Origin of the sequence: [Pseudomonas] carboxydohydrogena (assembly GCF_029030725.1) — a bacterium.
Classification (GTDB): Bacteria; Pseudomonadota; Alphaproteobacteria; order Rhizobiales; family Xanthobacteraceae; genus Afipia; species Afipia carboxydohydrogena.
On the sequence record NZ_CP113162.1, the window covers coordinates 444,019 to 465,257 of the forward strand.

Annotated in this window: 22 protein-coding genes and 1 pseudogene; 13 read left to right on the top strand and 10 right to left on the bottom strand. The window is 62.0% G+C overall.

The features are described 5' to 3' along the window. Positions 1-7 precede the first annotated feature (7 nt). The 5 genes from AFIC_RS02125 to AFIC_RS02145 are packed head-to-tail and all read left to right on the top strand — an operon-like array spanning position 8 to position 4,308. Positions 8-1,033 carry an ABC transporter substrate-binding protein gene (locus tag AFIC_RS02125; RefSeq protein ID WP_275247548.1) on the top strand — a complete coding sequence of 342 codons (1,026 nt, stop codon included), beginning with the start codon at positions 8-10 and terminating at the stop codon, positions 1,031-1,033. Next, a complete protein-coding gene (locus tag AFIC_RS02130; protein ID WP_275247549.1) occupies positions 1,030-1,797 on the top strand; it encodes an ABC transporter ATP-binding protein in 768 nt (255 codons plus the stop codon). Before AFIC_RS02125 ends, AFIC_RS02130 begins: the two co-directional genes overlap by 4 nt. Beyond that, complete coding sequence (locus AFIC_RS02135) at positions 1,797-2,624, top strand: ABC transporter permease (protein ID WP_420833358.1); 828 nt, start codon at positions 1,797-1,799, stop codon at positions 2,622-2,624. The genes AFIC_RS02130 and AFIC_RS02135 overlap by 1 nt, the downstream gene beginning before the upstream one ends. 5 nt (positions 2,625-2,629) lie before the next feature. Next, on the top strand, positions 2,630-3,610 hold the full coding sequence (locus tag AFIC_RS02140; RefSeq protein ID WP_275247550.1) for a 2-hydroxyacid dehydrogenase: 981 nt from the start codon (positions 2,630-2,632) through the stop codon (positions 3,608-3,610). Further along, positions 3,607-4,308, top strand: coding sequence for an AprI/Inh family metalloprotease inhibitor (locus AFIC_RS02145; protein WP_275247551.1), 702 nt, complete (start codon positions 3,607-3,609; stop codon positions 4,306-4,308). Before AFIC_RS02140 ends, AFIC_RS02145 begins: the two co-directional genes overlap by 4 nt. A gap of 10 nt (positions 4,309-4,318) precedes the next feature. On the opposite strand, the pseudogene AFIC_RS02150 reads toward AFIC_RS02145, so the two are convergent. The 4 genes and pseudogenes from AFIC_RS02150 to AFIC_RS02165 form a co-directional block, all read right to left on the bottom strand. Continuing rightward, positions 4,319-4,483 (bottom strand): annotated as a pseudogene (locus AFIC_RS02150) (JAB domain-containing protein); the annotation flags it as partial. A gap of 189 nt (positions 4,484-4,672) precedes the next feature. Next, a complete protein-coding gene (locus AFIC_RS02155; protein ID WP_275247552.1) occupies positions 4,673-4,924 on the bottom strand; it encodes a helix-turn-helix transcriptional regulator in 252 nt (83 codons plus the stop codon). 196 nt (positions 4,925-5,120) lie between these two features. Next, positions 5,121-6,161: a nucleotidyl transferase AbiEii/AbiGii toxin family protein gene (locus AFIC_RS02160; protein WP_275247553.1), complete on the bottom strand. Its 1,041-nt coding sequence runs from the start codon at positions 6,159-6,161 to the stop codon at positions 5,121-5,123. Continuing rightward, complete coding sequence (locus AFIC_RS02165) at positions 6,158-6,838, bottom strand: DUF6088 family protein (protein WP_275247554.1); 681 nt, start codon at positions 6,836-6,838, stop codon at positions 6,158-6,160. Before AFIC_RS02165 ends, AFIC_RS02160 begins: the two co-directional genes overlap by 4 nt. Before the next feature lie 237 nt (positions 6,839-7,075). Here AFIC_RS02165 and AFIC_RS02170 point away from each other — a divergent pair, with 237 nt between their 5' ends. From AFIC_RS02170 to AFIC_RS02190, 5 genes are all read left to right on the top strand, one after another. Continuing rightward, the gene (locus AFIC_RS02170) at positions 7,076-7,570 is read left to right on the top strand and encodes a hypothetical protein (protein WP_275247555.1); all 495 of its coding nucleotides are present in this window, start codon (positions 7,076-7,078) and stop codon (positions 7,568-7,570) included. Beyond that, positions 7,570-7,920 carry a hypothetical protein gene (locus AFIC_RS02175; protein WP_275247556.1) on the top strand — a complete coding sequence of 117 codons (351 nt, stop codon included), beginning with the start codon at positions 7,570-7,572 and terminating at the stop codon, positions 7,918-7,920. The genes AFIC_RS02170 and AFIC_RS02175 overlap by 1 nt, the downstream gene beginning before the upstream one ends. Further along, positions 7,917-9,188 carry a hypothetical protein gene (locus tag AFIC_RS02180; RefSeq protein ID WP_275247557.1) on the top strand — a complete coding sequence of 424 codons (1,272 nt, stop codon included), beginning with the start codon at positions 7,917-7,919 and terminating at the stop codon, positions 9,186-9,188. The genes AFIC_RS02175 and AFIC_RS02180 overlap by 4 nt, the downstream gene beginning before the upstream one ends. A gap of 841 nt (positions 9,189-10,029) precedes the next feature. Further along, positions 10,030-12,012 carry an ATP-dependent nuclease gene (locus AFIC_RS02185; RefSeq protein ID WP_275247558.1) on the top strand — a complete coding sequence of 661 codons (1,983 nt, stop codon included), beginning with the start codon at positions 10,030-10,032 and terminating at the stop codon, positions 12,010-12,012. 2 nt (positions 12,013-12,014) lie between these two features. Then, the gene (locus AFIC_RS02190; protein ID WP_275247559.1) at positions 12,015-13,919 is read left to right on the top strand and encodes a UvrD-helicase domain-containing protein; all 1,905 of its coding nucleotides are present in this window, start codon (positions 12,015-12,017) and stop codon (positions 13,917-13,919) included. 196 nt (positions 13,920-14,115) lie between these two features. Here the strand turns inward: AFIC_RS02190 and AFIC_RS02195 are convergent, their stop codons facing one another. From AFIC_RS02195 to AFIC_RS02220, 6 genes are read right to left on the bottom strand one after another with little or no spacing between them, the layout of a single operon-like run. Next, positions 14,116-15,174, bottom strand: coding sequence for a hypothetical protein (locus AFIC_RS02195; RefSeq protein ID WP_275247560.1), 1,059 nt, complete (start codon positions 15,172-15,174; stop codon positions 14,116-14,118). A 55-nt stretch (positions 15,175-15,229) separates the two neighbouring features. After that, complete coding sequence (gene nucC / locus AFIC_RS02200; RefSeq protein WP_275247561.1) at positions 15,230-15,955, bottom strand: CBASS effector endonuclease NucC; 726 nt, start codon at positions 15,953-15,955, stop codon at positions 15,230-15,232. Positions 15,956-15,987: 32 nt separating this feature from the next. Continuing rightward, positions 15,988-16,884: a CBASS oligonucleotide cyclase gene (locus AFIC_RS02205; protein WP_275247562.1), complete on the bottom strand. Its 897-nt coding sequence runs from the start codon at positions 16,882-16,884 to the stop codon at positions 15,988-15,990. Further along, on the bottom strand, positions 16,884-17,384 hold the full coding sequence (locus AFIC_RS02210; protein ID WP_275247563.1) for an HORMA domain containing protein: 501 nt from the start codon (positions 17,382-17,384) through the stop codon (positions 16,884-16,886). Before AFIC_RS02210 ends, AFIC_RS02205 begins: the two co-directional genes overlap by 1 nt. Further along, on the bottom strand, positions 17,381-17,857 hold the full coding sequence (locus AFIC_RS02215) for a hypothetical protein (RefSeq protein ID WP_275247564.1): 477 nt from the start codon (positions 17,855-17,857) through the stop codon (positions 17,381-17,383). The genes AFIC_RS02210 and AFIC_RS02215 overlap by 4 nt, the downstream gene beginning before the upstream one ends. Then, on the bottom strand, positions 17,854-18,777 hold the full coding sequence (locus tag AFIC_RS02220) for an AAA family ATPase (RefSeq protein ID WP_275247565.1): 924 nt from the start codon (positions 18,775-18,777) through the stop codon (positions 17,854-17,856). The genes AFIC_RS02215 and AFIC_RS02220 overlap by 4 nt, the downstream gene beginning before the upstream one ends. A 159-nt stretch (positions 18,778-18,936) precedes the next feature. On the opposite strand from AFIC_RS02220, the gene AFIC_RS02225 reads away from it, so the two are divergent. Genes AFIC_RS02225 through AFIC_RS02235 form a run of 3 tightly spaced genes read left to right on the top strand, consistent with a single transcriptional unit; the run spans position 18,937 to position 21,236 of the window. Further along, on the top strand, positions 18,937-19,290 hold the full coding sequence (locus AFIC_RS02225; protein ID WP_275247566.1) for a helix-turn-helix domain-containing protein: 354 nt from the start codon (positions 18,937-18,939) through the stop codon (positions 19,288-19,290). Continuing rightward, positions 19,287-19,808 carry an ImmA/IrrE family metallo-endopeptidase gene (locus AFIC_RS02230; protein ID WP_275247567.1) on the top strand — a complete coding sequence of 174 codons (522 nt, stop codon included), beginning with the start codon at positions 19,287-19,289 and terminating at the stop codon, positions 19,806-19,808. Before AFIC_RS02225 ends, AFIC_RS02230 begins: the two co-directional genes overlap by 4 nt. A 15-nt stretch (positions 19,809-19,823) precedes the next feature. Beyond that, entirely contained in the window at positions 19,824-21,236 is a 1,413-nt protein-coding gene (locus AFIC_RS02235) for an exonuclease domain-containing protein (RefSeq protein ID WP_275247568.1), read from the top strand. Positions 21,237-21,239: the final 3 nt, after the last annotated feature.

Below are 21,239 nucleotides of genomic sequence, written 5' to 3' on the forward strand. Positions count from 1 at the left end.
TCCAATCATGCAGCCTGCCCTTTCGTTACGAGCGTTAACGGCGGCAGGTCTGCTGATGTCGGTTTTGATGCCCGCGCGGGCGCAAACACCGCAAAAGCTCGACAAGGTCACCTTCGGCACCAACTGGCTGGCGGAAGGCGAGCAGGGCGGCTTCTTCCAGGCGCTGGCGGACGGCACCTACAAGGCCTACGGGCTGGACGTGACGATCGTGCCGGGCGGACCCAACGTCAACAACCGCATCCTGCTTGTGTCGAAGAAGCTCGATTTCGATATCGCCGCCAACAATCTGCAATCGCTCGACGCGGTCGCCAACAAGGTGCCTGTGGTCGCGGTCGCCGCGATGTTCCAGAAGGACCCGCAGGTTTTCATCGCGCATCCGGAGTCCAGGGTCAAAACCCTCGATGATCTCAAGCCGCTGACGCTGTTCGTCTCGAAGGAGGGGATGCCGACCTATTTTCAGTGGCTGAAAAGCGAGCACGGCTTCAGCGAGGATCGCGTCAAACCCTACACCTCCAACGCGCTGCCGTTTCTGGCGAACCGCAACAGCGCGATGCAGGGGTATGTGACCTCCGAGCCCTTCGCCATCGAGCAGAAAGCCAAATTCAAGCCGACCGTGATCCTGCTCGCCGATTACGGCTTCAACGCCTATTCGACCTTCATCGAAACCCGCGCCGATCTGGTCGAGGACAAGCCCGATCTGGTGCAGCGTTTCGTCGATGCCTCGATCATCGGCTGGTATCATTATCTCTATGGCGACAACAAAGCCGGCAATGCGCTCATTAAGAAGATGAACCCCGACATGACCGACGCGATCCTGGATTACTCGGTCGCCAGGATGAAGGAATACGGCATCGTCGATTCCGGCGACACGCTCAAGAACGGGATCGGCGCGATGAGCGATGCGCGGATGGAGGATTTCTTCTCGACCATGGTGCATGCCGGTGTGGTCAAGCGGGAGGTCGATTTCCGCAAGGCCTATACGCTGCGCTTCGTCAACAAAGGCGTCGGCCTCGACCTGCGTCCCGCGAAATGACGGCCATCGATTGCAAGGGCGTCACGCGGCGCTATGCCAATGGCACGGAGGCGCTCGGCCCGGTCGATCTGAAAATCCGCGAGGGCGAGTTCGTCTCGCTGCTCGGCCCTTCGGGTTGCGGCAAGTCGACCTTGCTGCGGATCATCGCCGGGCTCGATGCCCCGAGCACGGGGAGCGTTGCCGTCGATGCGCGCGCGCGATCGTCGCGCGGCATTGGCTTCGTGTTTCAGGAGCCGACGCTGATGCCGTGGGCGAGCGTGCGCGACAATGTCCGCCTGCCGCTCCGGCTCACGGAAGATGACAGCTCGGCAGGTCATGCGCGGATCGACGATTGTCTCGCCCGCGTCGGCCTCACCGAATTCGCCGGGGCCTATCCGCGCCAATTGTCCGGCGGCATGAAGATGCGGGCTTCTCTTGCGCGCGCGCTGGTGACGGACCCCGGCATTCTTTTGCTGGACGAGCCGTTCGCGGCGCTCGACGAAATTGCGCGTTTTCGTCTCAACAACGATCTGCTGGCGCTGTGGCGCGATCTGCGCAAGACGGTGGTGTTCGTCACCCATTCGGTGTTCGAATCCGTGTTTCTGTCGCAGCGCGTGATCGTCATGACCGCGCGGCCGGGACGGATTTTCGCGGAGCGCCGGATCGATGCGCCCGAGCCGCGCGACGAGAGCTTCCGCACCTCGGCGTCCTATGCCGGCTTCTGCCGCGAGGTTTCCGCCCTGCTGGGGCAGGCGAGCGTGCAGCACAGCGGGCGGGTTGCCTGATGCGCCGGGATCAAGAGCAGACCGGAGCGATGCCCTCGCAAGATCGTCCGCTGCCGCGGGCGCTGCGCGTGCTGCTGCCCGTGATCGTCTTTGCGGCGCTCATGGGATTCTGGGAAGCGACGGTTCGTCTGCGCGAGATCCCGCCTTACATCCTTCCCGCGCCGAGCCTGATCGCGCAGACGCTGGTGAAGGATTGGGGCATCCTGTTTGCCTCGCTGCTCACCACGCTGCGCGCGACGCTGGAGGGGTTTCTCGCGGCGGTCATCGGCGGCGTCGGTCTTGCGTTGCTGTTCAGCCGCGCGAAGTGGGTGGAGGATGCGTTCCTGCCCTATGCGGTGATCCTGCAAGTCACGCCGGTCATCGCCATCGCGCCGCTGCTATTGGTCTATCTGCCGCAGCATCTGGCCGTGGTCGCCTGCGCGTGGATCGTGGCATTCTTTCCGGTGCTGTCGAACACGCTGCTCGGGTTGAAATCGGTCGACCGGAATCTGTCGGGATTGTTCGCGCTGTATCAAGCCTCTCCCGCGCAAAAACTGTGGCGGCTTCGTTTGCCCTCGGCGCTGCCCTACATCATGGGCGGCTTGCGGATCGCGGGCGGCCTGTCGCTGATCGGCGCGGTGGTGGCGGAAATCGCGGCGGGCTCCGCCGGCTCCGGCTCGGGCCTTGCGTTCCGGATCGCGGAGGCGGGATATCGTCTGGATATTCCGCGCATGTTCGCGGCACTGGCGCTCTTGTCGGCTGCCGGGATTGTGATTTATGCCGGGCTCTCGGCGGTGTCGCGCCTCGTGCTACGACACTGGCATGAGAGCGCGGTGGAAGGAGACTGACGACGATGGCGAACGAGACGGCGAAGCCCGACATCCTGATTTATGGCCCGAAGAAGCCCCTGATCGAGCGGGGCCTCGCCGAGCGCTTCAACGTGCACATCTTCCACCACCCGGATGATCTCGCCAAACTCCCGTCCGGGCAGGCTCAAAACATTCGCGGCATGGCGATCACCAATCTGGTCAAGGCCGACAGCGCGATGCTGGCGCGTTTTCCTAAGCTCGAAATGATCGCCTCCTTCGGCGTCGGCTACGATCACGTCGATTTCCGCTACGCGGCGGAGCACAACATCGTCGTCACCCACACGCCGGACGTGCTGACCGATGAGGTCGCGGACACAGCGGTCGGACTCCTGATCGCGACGCTGCGCGAATTCATCACCGCCGACCGTTATGTGCGTGAGGGCCGCTGGGCCAAACAGAGTTACCGTCTCAGTCCGGGATCGCTGCGCGACCGCACCATCGGCATCGTCGGCATGGGGCGGATCGGGCAGGCGATCGCAAAGCGTCTGGACGCGTTCAGCGTGCCGGTGGTCTATCATTCGCGCAATCCGGCGGCGGGCGTCTCCCACAAGCACTATCCGAACCTGATCGAGATGGCGAAGGCGGTCGATACGCTGATCGCCATCACGCCGGGCGGGGCTTCGACATTGAACATGATCAATGCCGAAGTGCTGAAGGCGTTAGGGCCGCGCGGCGTGTTCATCAATGTCGCGCGCGGTTCGGTGGTGGACGAGGAGGCGCTGATCGCGGCCCTCAAGGATGGAACGATCATGGCCGCCGGGCTTGATGTCTTTGCGCATGAGCCGAATGTGCCGGAGGCATTCTGGTCGATGGACAATGTGGTGTTGCTGCCCCATATCGCGTCCGCCTCGGTGGCGACGCGGGACGCGATGGATCAGCTTGTGGTCGATAATCTGCTGAACTGGTTTTCCGGCAAACCGGCGCTGACGCCGGTGCCCGAGACGCCTTTCGGGAAGCGTGCATGATCCGTCGCGCCGCCGCTCTGGCTGTCTGTGTTGCCGCTGGTCTTTGGCCCGCGACGGCGGCGTTCGCGCAACAGGATGCCGCGGCCCAGACCAGGGCCATGGTGGGCCAGTGGGAGCTGGCGACTGCCGGGCGCGACCGGACCTGCGTGGTGACGCTGAGGAACGACCCCGCGCCGCCCGGCATGAAACTCGATCTGGAAAAGGGATGCGCGGAAGCCCTGCCGTTCACCGGCGCGATCGCGTCATGGACGGTGAAGGGCCTCGACATCGTCCGTTTTCAGGATGCCAAGGGCGAGCCGGTGCTGGATGTCACCGAGGTCGAGAACGGCATTCTGGAGGGCGTGCGCAGCGGCGAGGGCGTCTATATTCTTCAGGGTCTGGCGGCGGCGCGCGCGCTGTCGAAATCGACCGACCAGATGATCGGCGACTGGGCGATGGTGCGCGGCAACGGCAATCCGATCTGCGGCCTGACGCTCACCAACACCGAAGCGGCCAGCCCCGAGAACTTCCGGGTTTTCCTCAAGCCGAAATGCGATCCGCTGGTGAGCCGGTTCGCCCCGGTGATGTGGCGGCTGGAGCGCGGCGAGATGCTGCTGATTTCATCGAGCGGCGAGGTCTGGCGCTTCGGCGCCGACGATCATGCGCAATGGCGGCGGATTCCCGACAGCGCCGATCCGTTCATCATGGTGCGGCAGTAAATCTGCCGCCTCACATCAGCTTCATGCCCTTGAGGCTCGCATGGCCGTTCTTGCCGACGATGATGTGGTCGTGCACGGAGATGCCGAGCGGGGCCGCGATGCCGACGATGGATTTCGTCATCTGGATGTCGGCCTGTGATGGCGTCGGATCGCCGGAGGGGTGGTTGTGGACCAATCTTCCATCAGATGATATCGCGTTGAATTAGAAAGCATTTTTGTCAGAGCGCGAAATCGCTGGGGTATGGGTTTGGGGCCGGTAGTCTGTGATCCAACGTGTCCTTCATCCTCGACAACGTCTAGTCATGCTGAGGACGCTGAGAGCACGTTGGTTCACTAATAACTCTACACCATTCGGGTAGAATGCTCAAAAGCTAGGTGCCGCCGCGTTTGCGATGGCTGACTCGTTCATCTGAAAGGTTCGTGATCGCCGACACACGACAAGGTTCGATCTGTCCCAGCGATCGAGCTCCTCGATCGGATAGAGGGGCACTTTGCCGATCTTGATGAACGATGGTCCGATTCGCAGGGATCGCCAGTTGCGGAATGTGCCTTGGCTGATTTGGCCACGATATCGCTCTACAACTTCATCAATCGTTAGGTAGGCAGGGCTCGACACGGAGGCTCCTCGTAGCTGCAATCGTGCAACAGGCTGTTGCACGATTAGTTGATCATCACGATGGATAGGAGCCTCCGACGTGTGATCGCTGAAGGGGAAGGCGCCGCAGCCCTGGCTACAACGTGCCCGTTTCGAAATTCGCCGACTTAGCTTTCACGTTACGACGGCCCCGCGGTTCGTGTGAGGCTCGCTGTCATCACTGGCCGTTCAATTCCGCTTCGAGCTTCGCAATGGATGCGAGGATATCGTCGAATGTTGGTGGGGCGCCAAAGATCATCGCCTTGGTATTCTCATAGTCGTTGCGAAGCGCATGGGTCATCGCGTCGTGCGGGACCAGGGCATAGGTCCCACGTCGGGCCGACTTGAGGTCGTAATCGGGGCGATCAAAAAACATCCGCGCATGTCTGACACAATCTTCGCCAAGGGCGTCGTCGGCGAGCGCTAGGCGGCCGGGTTGGGACGCTACGAGGCGGTGCAGGTCGTAATAGTGGCGCGAGATCCTTTGGCCTTCTTGACGGAGCGCGCCGCGGCGATCGAACCAGCGGCGCAGGCCGTGCGCGATGACAACCTTGTCCCAAAATGTGCGCTCAGCCTCGATGGTGGTCACATCGGAGACTGCCAGGTCGAGGCCTTCGATCTCGTCGGCGACATAGGGGCGGACGATGGCCGCCGCATTCGGATCGAGCGCCGATTTGGCTCCGGACTCGATGCGCACGACCGGCCGGACATAAGCGCCGTCGCGCGGCTCGACTTCGGGATAATGGATGAGCAAGGTCTGCCCGTCGGGGTCGGTATCGTCGACCTCAACGCGTCCAGCGCCCGAGGTTGCCTCGGTGGCGATTTCGGTCAGCGCTGCGCGCAGGGGTCCCGTGATGTAGGCCCGGCAGGCATCGCGAATGGCGTCGAGCTTGGCGCGACGCTTTTTGTTCGACAGCGCTTCCAACTCCTCAACCGAGGTCGCCTGCTCGAGATCGTCGCGAAAGACGGTGACGTCGATATCTTCGGAGAAACGATCAATCAGGCCGTAGGCTTTGGACAGCGAGGTGCCGCCCTTGAAGAGAAGGCGGGGCTGGCCGTGAGGCAATTGGTGGTAGAGCGCGTCGAGTGTCCAGCAAACCCAGAAGTCTTTCTCGATATTGCCGACCGGGGCACCGAGCCGATTGGCGGTCGCCAGGAATGCGCCGAGACGATCGCGCGGCGAGGCGCCGATTAGCGCAATATAGTCGCGCGTGCTCACGAGGGGGGCGGCTCGCTGTCGAACAGCAAGGGCCGCAAGAAATTCTGCATCCAGATCGGCAACGCGCCAATTCCTTTGCGTAGATCGTCCTGGATGGCTTGGCCATGTTTTGGGTCGGCGAAGACGCGGCGCAGGATCGAGGCGATGCGCTCGCGCTCGCCGTCTCGCAGCATCATATCCTGCAGCCAGTAAAGGGCTTGGACGACGCGCATGCCGGGACGCCCGGCCCAGGTCAGGCGGCTGACGGCCGCGGGCTTGAAGCGGATTTCCTGATTGCCGAGCTTAATGGACTTTAACCGGGAGTCGACGAGCACTTCGATCTTCGCGGGCACGGCTGTGGTCAGACCGAGGTCGTTGGCTGCGGTCATGCCGTCGACGACAAAGCGGACGTTGTCGCGGCGGGCCACGGCCTGGATCACGGCTTGGTAGTTCGGGACGGTCGGCTTGCCGGTCAGTTTGTTCGATCCGGGCTTGTCGTAGAGCCCCCGGTCGATGCGGCGAAGGTCGCCGCTGGCCGCCAGACGCTGTAGCGCCTTGTCTACCGCCGCGCGACCGGCAAGATCGGCGAAGTCCGCCGGCGTCCATACGGCAGCGGCATCCTTCGCGATGCGCTGAAGGATTTGTCCGCGAAGATCGACGGTCTGGGCGGCCGTGGCCATGTCCGAAATATGCGACATTCTTCGGACGCCGGCAAGCCCGTCCGAAATATGCAGCATACTTCGGACGCTTAAAGAAATGCGTATCGGAGAGTCTCCGCCAAGGGGGAAAGCCAGGCGTAATCAGAGAACTCTTGACGCGAGGCGATTCGTTCACTATCTTCACCTAATCAACGTGAGGATTGTGAATTGCGCCATCGACTAATTGATCTGATGGACGGTCAAAGGGTTCTCTCGGGCGCCATCCCGGGACGCCGATTGCTGAGCGCCTTGATCACGGCAACGCCCTCGGCCGGCACCCCGACCTTGGCGTTTCTGGATTTCGAAGGCGTCGAGGTTGCCACGGCGTCGTTCCTGCGCGAGTCGGTGATTGGCTTCCGCGACTACGCCCGACAGGCGCTGCCGAACATCTACCCGGTCGCTGCCAACCTGCCCGCCGCCGTCGCGGAGGAGTTAGACTTTTTCGTCCGTGCGCGCGGTGATGTCGTCCTGACCTGCGATCTCGATGCGCAGGGTAAGGTCGTCGCCTCTCGCTTGTTCGGCGATCTCGATCCAGCGCAGCGCGCCACCTTCGATGCCGTCCGCGAGGTCGGCGCGATCTCCGCGCCCGAGCTCGCCGCGCGCTTCGCCGACCAGCCAATAGGCCCGACGGCGTGGAACAACCGGCTCTCCGCGCTCGCAAACAAGGGCCTGCTGATCGAGCGGCGGCAGGGCAAGTCCAAATCCTTCAGCCCGCTTCTGGAGATTGCTTGATGGGCCTCGACTATATCCGGGCCCAGACGGGCAAGCCGTGGCGCAAGCGGTGGGATGGCGGTCTTGATCGCCTGAAGACGCCGACTCTTCTTGACCTGACGATGTCGGACGCGTCGCGGGTGGTGACGGCGAAGCTCGACCCCGCTGCGCGCGTCAAGGCCGGCGACAAGCTGATCGTCCAAAGCACCGCCGACGGGCTCGTCGTCAGCGACGGCTTGCGATCGGTGGGGCGCATTGAAAATCCAACGGCGGAGATGACGGCGGCCGTCCACGACAGCGGCGGCTATGCCGAGGGCGAGCTTCAGCGCGTCGGGTTGTTCGGCGACACCGCGGAGATCGCCGTCAAATGAACCGCCGGCCTGCCCACGAACCCTCGCGTCAGTTCCCGCAGCCGCAGCGGCTGTGGGACGACGCGGCGCATCATGCGCCATCGCTGGGCTGTCCAACCTGCCTCGAGCGCGATCGCTGCGGCGGCGTCCATACCGATGCCGGTATCCTCGACTGCCACGATCTTTGCACCTGCGCCGACAAGGCGAAGTGCGACATGGTGTGTCGGTTTAACCTCAGCCTTTTCGTTGCGCGCATGCGTGAGGTCAAAGGGCTCGGCTTCAACAATGCGCCGCGGACGCACGCCAACGGCGTGCCGAAAATTCCGCTCGTCGTGCCGTTTGTCGATCACCGATATGGCCGCGCCGCGATTCTCGACGAGCCTGTCGTCGCGATCTCGCTCTATGAGTTGGTCAACATGGCGACCGGCAAGGTCCATGTCGGCTCTCGCGCGGAGCTCGCCGCGCGGTTTCTCATTCCCGACGGTGCGCAGATCGTGGTCAGCGGGGTCGGCAAGGACGGGCCGATCGAGCGTTGGTGGGAGTTGACGGACCGCGGATCGATCCTGGCGGCGTTGAGGCACCTCGGGGTCACTCTCGTCACCACGCCGAACTATAGCGTGCTGACCGACGTGCCGCGCACCGACAACCTCCATGCGATGAAGCGGATTTTGTTGGCGTGGACCGAGATGGCGGCGGCCGGGCTGCCGGCGGCGTTGCATCTGAACGGGCGGACCGAGCACGATTATTCGCGCTGGGGCGACTTGATCGCCGGCCGGCCGGAGATCGAGGTCGTGGCGTTCGAGTTCGCGACCGGCTGTGGTCGGGGCGAGCGGATCGATTGGCATGTCGCGCAGCTCTGCGCGCTTGCCCGGCGCGTCGGGCGACCCCTGTCAATCATTGTTCGTGGCGGCGGGCGCAAGCTCGACGTTCTGCGGCAGCACTTCGCACAAGTGAACCTGATCGAGACCGAGGCATTCGCCCGCACCATTCGGCGGCGAAGGGCCTATTTGACTGAAGCGGGGCGGCTGAAGTGGGCGAAGTTCGCGACGCCGGTCGGCGCGCCGATCGACGACTTGTTCGCGCACAATGTGAGCTTGGTGCGCGCCGCTTACGAGGCGCCACGCCATCCGGCGCTCGCTTCACGATCCCTGCCGGGGCGGCCCCGGCGCGCAGCGCACGCTAACGACGAGTCCGTCGAGCCACGCCTTCTGCGCGAGCTCGACCTCCCCGGTGAGGCTGGGGGCGTCGCCGCACAGCCGCAGCGCGTGGTCGCCACTGCGAAATCGTAGCTCGGCGGCATGGTGAGCGAGCGCACGAAACAACTGACCGATGCCGTAGCCATGGCCCGTGCTGCGCGCGTAACGCGACGCGCCGTCGGAAACGGCCACGCGCAGCGCCGCTCCCGAATCGGAGAGATGCGCGAACTCAGGGTTCTCGCGCAGGCTGGCGAGCACGCCGCGCCCTGCGTCGGCGACGACGAGCTCGAACGCACCATTACCGGCGCCGTAAGCGAGCAGTCCGCTGGCAGGGCGGGCGCTGTGCTCGAACACATTGTCCTGCAGTTCACCGATCGCGCCCATGAGGCCGGTCACCAAACTCCTTGGCAGGCCTGCGGTGACGCCAGCGTTTTCGGCATGTTTGACCCATTGGTCCCAGAGGGCGTTGTCAGCGCCGGCAGACAGATCGAAACGGCTGAGCGGAAAGACACCAGCCCGATCATGCGCGCCGGCGCCGCTGACCGCGCCATCGCACAGCGCGCGTTCGACCTGATGGAAGATCGGCGGCTCTATCGTCACGCCGCGATAAGCGTCGGGCGTCGCCAGGTGAGCGATGGCAAGCTCGATCAGAGGGCCAATAAGGCCGGATCGAGCGAGGGTCAGCGGCGGCAACTGCGGCAGGCGGCCGGCCACGGCTTGCCACAGCAGGTCGTCGGCCGCCTCAAAAGTCGCATCGATGCGGCGTTGCTCCCCCTCGCTCAAGGATGCTCCCGTCTTCCCCGGTCCAACCGGCCCGTAGATTCGAGCCTTTATTCTATCAACGAATCTCGAGGTTTTCGTCGGGCTTTCGGACGCGCAACTTCGAAAGCCCTTGGCATTTCAACTGCTTCCCCCATGCTCGAAGGTAATTCCCTTGCGTCTTGAAAGCGTCACCCTATCCGGCTTCCGCTGCTTCGGCCCAGATCCGATCACAGTGTCCCTCGGCGCCGAGATCACCGCGGTGGTCGGCCCGAACGCGGCCGGCAAGACCGCACTCCTCCAGGCGCTCGTCAAGCTGTTCGGGGTCAGTCGCGCGCAGCGCACAATCGATCGATCCGATTTTCACCTGGCCGCCGACGCCGATCCCGACGATCTGGAGCCCAAGAATCTTGTGATCGATGTCCTGGTCGTGCTGCCGGAATTGGCGGACGGCACCGCGACACCGGAAACCGTCGCGCCATCGTTCCGGCACATGCTGATCACGCGCAAGGACAAGGCGCCTGTTTGCCGGCTGCGGCTCGAAGCGCGATGGGAAGACGATGGGACGGTCGAAGGCGAGGTGTCGCAGGAACTGTACTGGGTCGATACCCTCGACGACGATCCCAAGGATGATAAGAAGCATGCCGTCGCGGCCGCCGATCGCGCGCTGATCCAGCTCTACTACACCCCAGCCAATCGCGATGCTGGCGCGCAGGTCCGCGCGACGGCTGGCGCTCTGGCCGCGCGGCTGCTTCGCGCAATCGAATGGTCAGACGTTGCGCGCGAAAGCGTCGAGGAGGCGAGCGAGAGTCTGGCGGATGCCTTCGAAGGTGAAGCCGCGATCACGGCGATCGGCAAGGCGCTACAAAAACGCTGGGCGACGCTGCACGACGAGAAGGTCGATACGAAGCCGCGCCTGAGCCTGGTGAGCCGCCGCTTCGAAGAGGTGGTCAGCAAGATCGCGGTCATCTTCGAGCAAGGCCCGGACGGTTATGAGCGCGGGCTCGACGCGCTCAGCGACGGTCAGCAGTCGCTGTTCTACTTCGCTCTTGTCGCCGCTGTGTTCGACATGGAGCGGCAGGTTGCAACAGGCAAAGTCTCCGGGTTTCACAAGGATCAACTGCGCATTCCGGCACTGTCGATCTTCGCGCTCGAGGAGCCGGAAAACCACCTGTCGCCCTACTTCCTCGCGCGCATCGTGCGCCAGGTCCGTTCGCTCACCGAAGAAGGCAGTGCGCAGGCGCTCCTCACCAGCCATTCGCCGGCGGTGCTCAGCCGCGTCAAGCCGATTGAGGTTCGCTATTGCCGGTGCGATCCAAAGACCCGAGTTTCCTCGGTCAGGAAGATTAAGCTGCCGACCAGCGCCAGCGAGGAAGGCAAGTTTGTTCGCGGGGCGATGCTGGCCTTTCCCGAGCTCTATTTTGCGCGCTTCGTGCTGCTGGTCGAAGGCGATTCCGAGCGTGTCGTCCTTCCCCGACTCGCGGAGGCGCTCGATCTGCTGATCGATCCCGCCTTTGTGGCCATCGTCCCGCTCGGCGGTCGCCATGTTCAGCATTTCTGGCGGCTGCTGTCGCAGCTCGATATCCCCTATGCAACCTTGCTCGATCTCGACCTCGGCCGGGCTGGAGGCGGTTTTGGGCGCATCAAGACCGCGATCGCGAACCTGATCGAAGCGGGAGCCTCTAAAGCCGAGTTGCTTAAGACCGACAAAGGCGTGCTGACCGACGCCGAGTTTGCCGCCATGCACACCTGGCAAGATGCAGAGGATCGGAAGATCCTGCGTGGCTGGATCGATTGTCTCAAGAAGCACTCCGTCTTCTTCTCGGAGCCGCTCGATCTTGACTTGGCGATGTTGGCGGCATTCCCGAAGGCATATGAGGCCGTTATTCCGAAAGGCGGTGGGCCGAAGATGACCGCCGAGAAGGCGGCCGAGGCCGTGCTCGGGACCTCAGGCCCCGGCACGACAATCTACACGGGGCCATACAAGGATTACCCGCCGCTCTTTTCGGCCTATCGCTATCATTTCCTGACCCAGAGCAAGCCGGCGACCCACTTGGCCGCGCTCACGCATATCAAGGAGAGCGAGCTCAAAGCGGACATGCCGCCGGTGCTTGCCGAAGTCCTCGCGCATATCGCGAAGAGTCTGAGGCGGGACTGACCATGAGCGTCCTGGCACGGCGGGTGCGCCCCGAGGATTGGACTCCGATCGGCGTCGACGAACTAGAGGCGAACGCGATGACCGTGGTGCGTTCGGCTGGGAATAGATCGGTGATCGCCGGCCCAGGGGCCGGCAAGACCGAGTTGTTGGCGCAGCGCGCCGCCTACCTTCTGCAAACGGGGACGTCGCCGGCGCCGCAGCGGATTCTCGCCATCAGCTTCAAACGCGACGCCGCGTCGAATCTGGGCGCGCGCGTGCGCAAACGTTGCCATCGTCAGCATGCGGGTCGTTTCGATTCGATGACCTTCGACGCGTTCGCAAAGGGCCTGCTCGATCGCTTTGGGCAGGCGCTGCCGGAGCGGTGGCGGCCATCACCAGATTACGAGATCATGTTTCCGACCGACCGCGGCTACCGCGATTTCCTCCAGCAGTCGCTTGGCGCGCCGCCCAAATCTGTCGGCACCTTTGCCGACATCATGGCGCTGACCGTGAAGCAGTTCGAGCGACGCCACCTCTTCGGATCGCCCTTGCCGGTCGACGGCTGGTCCGAGCCCTCGCCGGGAGAATGGGCGGCCGATCAATATTGGCAGTCGTCGCTGCACGGCGGCAAGAAAAGCCATCTGTCATTTCCGATGATCGGCCGTCTCGCCGAACTGCTGCTCCGGCTCAATCCGATGGCGCGAGATGCGTTGCGGCTGACGTATTCGCACCTGTTCATGGATGAGTTCCAGGACACGACGCAGGTTCAGTACGATCTGGTTCGCGCGATATTTCTTGGAGGCAGCACGATCGTCACCGCGGTTGGCGACAATAAGCAGCAGATCATGCGCTGGGCTATGGCGATGGACGATCCGTTCGCGGCGTTCGACTCGGACTTCAAGTCAAAGCGCACCCCCCTCTACAACAATTACCGATCCTCTCCCGAGCTTGTCCGGATCCAGCACGTACTCGCGCAGGCGCTCGACGCGAAGTCGGTGAAGCCTGTTTCGAAAACCAGCGCAACGATTTCGGGCGACAGCTGTGCGATCTGGGATTTTTCGTCGCCGGAGCGAGAAGCGGAAAGGCTGGCTGCGTTCGTCGCTTCCGAGATGAAAGTGCACGATCTTGGGCCACGTGATTTCGTGCTACTCGTGCGCCAGAAGGCCGCCGACTATGCGGCCGTGTTGCAACCTGCCTTCGCTGCGGCTGGCATCCCGCTGCGCAACGAGGCCGGGCAAGCGGGCGCGATGATGTTGCAAGAATTGCTCGCGGAGGAGGCTTCCGAGCTCATCATCTCCGTGCTGCGGCTGGCGATGACGAAGCGTGCCGGCCGGCATTGGACTGAATGTCAGGAGGCCCTTGGTTCGCTGCGCGGTATTGGACCGGACGACGAGATCGAACAGGATCGCTTCGCGAAGGAGTTGGACGCTTTCGCGATGCATCTCGGTCGCGACTACCCGACACCGCCGCCGGCCGGGCCCGCGGCGCGCAAGCTGATAGACGATGTGCTTGGCTTTATCGGTCGCAGCAGGCTGGTTGCAGCGCATCCGGTTTATGGTCAGGGCGACTGGCTGGAGAAGGTGCTCACGTCGGCAGCGACGCACCTTGCTCAGTCCGCCTCAGGTACGAGTGATTGGACAGCGGCGCTTGATTCCTACGAGGGACTTCATGCGATTCCGCTGATGACGATCCACAAGAGCAAGGGACTCGAATATCACACGGTGATCTTCGTTGGGCTCGACGACGGCGCCTGGTGGAGCTTTTCAGATGATCAGGTGGAGGCGACGGCGGGCTTCTTCGTTGCGTTCACGCGCGCCAAGCAACGGGTCGTGTTCACCTACTGCGCGAGGCGCGGAACGCGCACCAAGATCGCTACGCTCTACGAGTTGCTCGCGCAGGCTGGTGTACAGACTTTCAAGATAGGCTGAACCGCAGCGCTCCTAGAAATACACGACATCCTGATCGAGGAGGTTCGCCAGAACATCCGACTTTGGGCGCGACGAATTCCCGGCCAGTGCGACCAAGACGGATGCGAATCACGTCGCCAACCGCAGATAGCACCCGGACAAGCTGCGCACGCCTTCGCCGAAGCTAGCCGGGTCAGGGGCTCAGTGTCTCGAGCGTCTAAAGATCGTGGAACCCGGTGTAGGGCATGTCGACATAGATTCCGTCGCCATGCGCACGCGTGTACATTCCGTTCTGGTTGAGAAGCCGTTCCAACACCTCGATCAACGGATCATAGATTTCTTGATCGATCCATTCCTCAAGATCGAAGAATGGCTGGACTGCGTCTCGACAAGCGTCAAGCATCCATCCGGAGGGATAGCCGGCGAGCTCCTCGAGCTTGGCGCGGTAGCGAGCTGCAAGTTCGGGATGATCGTCGGCCTTCGCCTCAACCCAGTCGGCGTGACCGAGGCCATATCCGATCGCTTGGAATAGGAACGTTAGCCGCTCGACCACCACTGGCCAGTATTTATCCATGTCCCCGTGCAGGCGATAGCTCAGGCGTGCCGACCGAATCTGATCATCCACGTCTTTCATCGCCTTACCCAGCATTTCGAGGAGATCAAGCCCGTGTTCGGGCGCTGCCCAGGCGGCGCGACGTTGTGCAGAGTACTCGGATTGGCACGGGTTCACGATCGGCTGAAGGTTGGCATCTCTCCCATTCCTGGGTTTCGCCGCTCGCCAGCCACCGGGATAGGTTCGAGTAAACAACCGCAAATCGTTAACGTGAACCAACTCATGGACAAAGGTTTGGAGAGCCAGCTTATGCTCGGGGTGATCCGTCTGGTTTAGCTGGCGCACCAATCCGGTCCAGATCACGACGACACTCCAGATCTCGTCGTTGTGGATCACATGGACAGCCATGGCGCCACCCTGACCATACTCGTTTGCCGTCGGCGCTGCCGGCGGGATGCCGTCTCCGCGATCGACACTCGCAAGCGCCTCAGCATAGTCCCAACCGATGATGATCGATTTCAGGCGGCTTAGATCCAGATAGCGCGAGAGCTCCTTCGCGAGCGACATCACACCCTCGCCAAACTCTCGTGCCTGGGCTTCGTTGTCGTTCTCCCAGCCGCGAATGTTGACGGAGCAGCTTGGGGGAAGAGTTTCGACAGGTGGCTCGTCGGGCCCGGCGATAGACACACCATTGTCAGGCTGATTTTGCTCTTTGTTCTGCACTAGGCTTCTTCTTTAGCTTGCGGCGAACGCACTGCCACCTAGCCTCGCCTCAGGGTTATTTCGTCAGCCATTGGCCGTAGGCCTCTACGTCGATCATCGGGACAGTTCCACTGAACTGAAGCTGTGAAATCAACTTGAACAGGAACGCCGTCGCCGGTTTGGTTTCGTTAACGAATGTATAGCGAGCGGCAGTTTGATCGAAGAAGAAATGGCCGTGCGACGCAACGCAACCGAGATCAAGCCGTCCGTCACCAACCTCAGTTGTTAGCGCCTTTTCAAATGATGGCCCTAACGCCGGGCTCCACTCGCTCTCAAACGTCAGAAGGCCTCCCAAGATCGGAATCAGCGGCTTCGCCGGATACACGCCTTTCGCGTAGGGAATGGGGAGGCTCGTGCGGTGCAAACGCCGGACGCTGGCGACCTTCTCCTGTGCGTAAGCGACGAGAGCGGCGTCCGCGGTCTGCTTGGCCTCAAAGACAGCGTAGACGCTTTCAGCGGGAATGATCGTCTCGTTTTCATAGGTGAAGATGAAGGGTGAATACTGGCGATCGAAGACGACGACGTCGATCTGCTGGCTAAAATTTCCGAGACTGTCCACCACATGCGCCTTCGCCGCCTGATAGCGCTTGGGCAGGTAAGTCTCCAGCAAGCTGATCCAAACGTTCTCGCTGGCGTCACCCTTCGTGCCGGGATGGCCGAACGTCTTCCGCACGGTCGCCAGACGCTGCTGAATATCTTCGTGCAGCGAAGAGAGAAGCTGAGACAGGGACCATTCTGACATCGAAGACCTCTACAAGAGTTGGCCGGCCCGCGTCAGGACAACGGAAATTTAGGGCCGAATAGCTCGCGCCAGGCTCGGAGCGCCTCGCCATTCCGGCCACGGCGAACATGATCGATCGCGAGCGTCGCTTCCCGCTCCGCCGCCCGCAGAAGGTCGCGTGCCCGAGTCTTGCGCGCCGAATCCATCCCATCGCTAACAGCCGGGCCGAGGCCGGCGGGATCCGGCCATTCGTCGAAAATCCGGTCGGCAAGTGTCGCGAAGAAGCCTTGCATCTCGCGATCGAAGCTGCCGCCCCAACCGCCATGGAGGCACTGCAGCGCCATGACCTCGAGGAGGAAGGAGGGCTTTACCGGCTTTTCGCCGTGCTTGGGGTTGTTGTTCCAGTATTTGACCATCCGCACCAACCCCTTCCACTCGCTGGAATAGGCTTGATGCGCAGCGGTTGCCTTTTCAGCGTGGACCTTCGGATTGGTCTCAATCCATTTGCCGACCTCATTGTCGGGAATCTCGAAATCATCGTCTTTGTCGAAAGCTGGCACGACGTCGACGCTGATGACGCGATAGTCGGTGTTGTCCTCGGCGTCGGCCTTCACTCCGAAGTCCACATTGATCGAGCGGTTCTGCTTCTTGGCCTTGTCGCCGTATTTCTCGTCCAACGCATTGTGAAAATCGGTCAGAACGATCGATGGCGCCTTCGAGCGATAGTGATCCTCCGACGCTTTTAGAACGAAAAAGATATCGACATCCTTCAACGGCTTTGTCTTGGTCCAGCGTGCGTATGAGCCGGTCAAAAAGCTCCGGTCGATTTTGAACTTGGTATCGAGATAGTCTCGCACCTCCGTCTGACGTGCCGAGGCGTTCGCCTGCTCTCTGTCGTTCAGCTCGAGGCGGCTTTTGAATTTCCGAAAGGCTTCGTCGATCGTCAGCATCAGGCTCTCCTCAGATAGGATGTTCTCGCGCCGAGGCCACTGTGCTCGATCGTTGTGCCCAGGCTCTGGCGGATCATTCCGTCCGTCGAGCGCGCCGTTGTCTTACTCCATCCGATGACGTCGGGCCGCCCGGGCTTCGTGTGCAAAAGGAACCGATAGCGCGCTTCGCTCGGAGCCAGCCCGGCCTTTCGGATCGCGTATCGGAGCTGGTCGGTGTCTGTCCAAAAACTTCCGTCCCCGCCCGACCAGCCGTAAGAGATCTCGATGTCCCACCGAAAAATGAGCGCGTCGGTTTTCGGGTCGTAAATCTCCAGCTTTACAGTCTCAAGATCGCCGGTATTCAACCAGGTCTGGATGCCACGCATATGTGTGTCCCAGTCACCGACAAATTCCGATGGATCAAGGCCGCTTAGGCGAATGATGTCCTTCAGGCTTTTCAGGATGTTGTCCGCCACATAGGTGACGGAATGCGTGTAGGTGTTGACGGCGACGTTGGTCATGAGCCGAGAAACCCCTTCGGATCGAAGACGAGCGCCTGGGATTTCGTTGTAGCGGCCTCATCCTCGGCGGACACAGCGGCGCTAAGATCGCGCGCTGTGATGCGGGTGCTGTGTTTCTTCAAGGCGCCCTGGACCCAGGCAAGGTCGTCCGCGAGACACGGAAGCGAGACGTGCCAATCTCCGTTCAACGGATCGAAGCCGAGGTTGTCTTCGTTGGCGTCTGAGCCTTCGACCGCGTCATCGTCATAGAGACAGTAGATGCGTGTGCGGGGACCGTCGCAGGTCACCGTGATGGCTGCCTCCTTGGGTGCTTGATCAGCTATGACGCTTGCCGCCACGCCGGCGACGGCCAGAAGCTCGGTCCGCGCATCACCGGCTTTCCCCTGAGTCAGCAGGTCGACGATCGCCGCCCAGGTTCGGCCGGCGTCACGCTCGGGCGTACTCTTGAAGGTGCGGCTGGCGACTGTGCTCACGGGACTTTACCTCCCGGCGAGCGTCCCGCTTTGGCGGCGCGCGCCGCCGCCAGCAGGTCTTCGGCGGTGACCCGTTCCGGGTTCATCGCGGTCTGAGGCGTGCTGGCGAGAGCGTTGGCGACCATCTTGCGGATGGCGCGCCCGTCGAGCCCTACACACTCCGCGGCGCAGCGGTCAAAATTCGCGCTGGTCGCCAACCGCGCGATGGCCGGATAGGTCTTACCCAACCCAGTGAGGCAGTCTTTCAGGATGCGCGCGCAGGCCTCGCGGTCCGGTAGGGGCACCTGGACTACAAGGTCGCACCGCGACGTGAAGGCCGCATCCACGGCCTGAGGAAAATTGCTGGTGGCAAGAAACAGCAGGTTCGGATGCTGCTCGGCGAGAGCGTCGAGCTGAACCAGAACGGCATCAGTCGCGCGATGGATGTCGATGGGGTTAGCTTCAAGGCTCATCTTCGATCTGTCGGCCGCGAGCGTCTCAACCTCATCAAGGAGGACGATGGTCGGGCCGGCCGCGGCTGACTCCGCGATCGACTGCGAAAACAATTCCGAAACCGCGCGCTGCGTTTTGCCCATCGCCGAACTGGTCAGCGCGTGCGGCTCGACTTCGAGAAGCCGGAATCCACCACCCTGGAAGGATTCGGCTGTGCGATGTGCCAGTCCGCGGGCGAGGGAGGTTTTTCCTGTACCTGGCGGTCCGACGAGAAGGATCACGCCATGCAGCGGAATGACGCTACGATCGACCTTGCCGCGCATCGTGAAGTTCAGCATCGCTTGGGAGAGGAGCTGAGCCTTCAGACGCTCTTCCAGGATAATGGAGTCCCAGAGGGCGCCGAGAGCGGCATCCGGAAGCCGGCGTGATCGCTGGATCCCTTTTGGTCGGTTGAAATCCTCAGTTTGCACCGCAGTCAGCTTCTGCATCGTCGACCGTCCTTTGCTGTCGCCGATGGAGCCCGCTCGCCGACCCCAGCATGGATTCCAGAAGAAGCAGATGCTGTCAACAAGCACAATACACTGTGCTTATTACTCACAAATGTTTGTGAGGTTGACATTCAGATTCGCGCGTAGCAATCATCCCGCATGTCGGACGAAGCGATCTATAGGGCTTTCGGGCAGGCGGTAGCCACGCGACGCAAGGGGCTGAACCTTACCCAGGCTACGCTAGCTGCCCGCGTGGGCATCTCGCGCGCCTCGATCGCCAACATCGAGAGCGGTCGGCAGAATGTGCTGCTGCACCACGTCTATCGACTGGCATCGGCGCTTGAGTTCTCCAAGGTCTCAGACCTGCTGCCGGCGCAACCAAAACCAGCGACACAGGAGGACTTGGATATGATCCTTTCAGACGAAACCGTGACTCCGCGCGGTAAAGCCCAGATCACCGATCTGATCGCCAGTGCGCTCGCGCAGCGCGGCGCCGCAAAGGCTGGGTCATGACGCCCAATCCCGAACGCGCTCGGGAGGCTGCTCGTGCCATCCTGCGAGACTTCGGCGTGAAGGGGGTGCCCGTTCCGGTCGAGCGCATCATCAAAGCCCGAAACATCGTCCTCCAATACGCCCCACTGGAGGAGGACCTCTCCGGGATGGCCTACATCAAGGATGGCGTTGGCATCATCGGTGTGAACGCGCTGCATCATCCCAATCGTCAACGATTCTCGGCGGCGCACGAGCTTGGTCACCACGAGCTGCACGCCCAGGAGATCCGCAAGGCGGTTCACGTCGATAAGGGATTCCGGGTGCTTCTGCGTGACGATGTCTCTTCGCAGGGCATTGATCCGCTGGAGATTGAGGCCAACGCATTCGCATCGGAACTGCTGATGCCGAGGGAATTCCTTATGAACGCGTTGGATGCGGGCGGATTGGATATCGAGGATGACGCCGGGATCGAAGCGCTTGCCCGCAAATTCCGGGTGAGCGCCTCGGCGATGCGATATCGGTTAGCAGGGCGCTTCTAGGAATAGGCGGGTCCGTTGAGCTTTGTCTTCTTCGACACTGAGACAACCGGCCTGAAGCACGGCTTCGACCAGATCGTGCATTTCGCGGCCATACGGACCGACGCAAATCTGAATGAGATCGAGCGTTTCGAAGCGCGTTCGCGTCTTCTGCCGCATGTGCTTCCCCATCCGGCGGCGCTGCGCACCAATGGCCTGCCGATCGGAAGACTCTTGGATGCGGGTCTTCCGTCCCATTACGACATGGTCAGAGCGATCCGGCAGAGGCTGCTCTCGTGGTCACCTTCGATCTTTCTAGGCTACAACTCGATCCGTTTCGACGAGGAGATGTTGCGGCACGCGTTGTTCCAAACGCTTCACCCCGCCTATCTTACCAGCAACCACAACAACAGCCGTGCGGACGTGTGGGGGCTGGTTATGGCCGCAGCCGCTGTGTCGCCGGCATGTCTCAACGTTCCAATTGGTCCAGAGGGGCGACCGATCTTTCGCCTTGAACAATTGGCGCTCGCCAACGGCGTCGCTCAGGAACAGGCCCACGATGCTCTGTCCGACGTCATCACCACGCTCGAACTTTGTCGCCTCGTGCATCAGCGGTCGCCAGAACTCTGGCAGCGCTTCGTACGCTTTTCAAAGAAAGCGACCGTCGCCGACTTCGTCGAAGCTGAAGATGGATTCATGCTCACCGAGTTCTTTGCCAATCAGGCATATCACACGCCGGTGGTGCGCATTGGTCGAGATCCGGATCAAGCCAATGGCCGCTTTTGTTTGAGTCTCAACAGTGACGTGGATCGCCTCGCAGCAATGACAGACGATGAGCTTCGAGCCGAGCTGGCTCAGAAGCCCTGTCCGGTTCGCCGGCTTCGGATCAACGCAGCGCCAACATTGACGGCTCTCTATGACGCGCCAGGGCTGATGCTGGATGGCCTCGATCTTGATACGATTGAAGCGCGAGCGCGCCGGGTGAAGGATGATCCGTCGCTCTGCACGAGGCTTGTCGCAGCTTACACTTCAACGCGCGAACCACGGATTCCTTCGCGGCATGCCGAGGAGCGCCTCTATGACGGATTTCCTGGTCCGCAAGACGAAGCCCGCATGGTCGAATTTCATGATGCGGAATGGACGGATAGATTAGCGATTGTTCAAAGTCTCGATGATGAGCGCCTGCGATTTTTCGGCCTTCGGTTGTTGTACTTCGAGGCGCGATCGGTTCTACCAGAAGCTCTCAGACTCGAACTTGAGCGTGCTTTAAGCGGCCGCTTGGTTGATGCCGAAGCGGGCGGTCTAACTCTCGAACAGGCCCTGCGCGCGATCGACGAAACGCTAGGTGATGACGGATCTGATGCGGGAGGACTGCTGGCAGACTACCGCTCATATCTTGTCGGTCGGATGGCGCGGGTCACCGATTTTCGGGCGAAGCAGTTCGCCATCTAGATA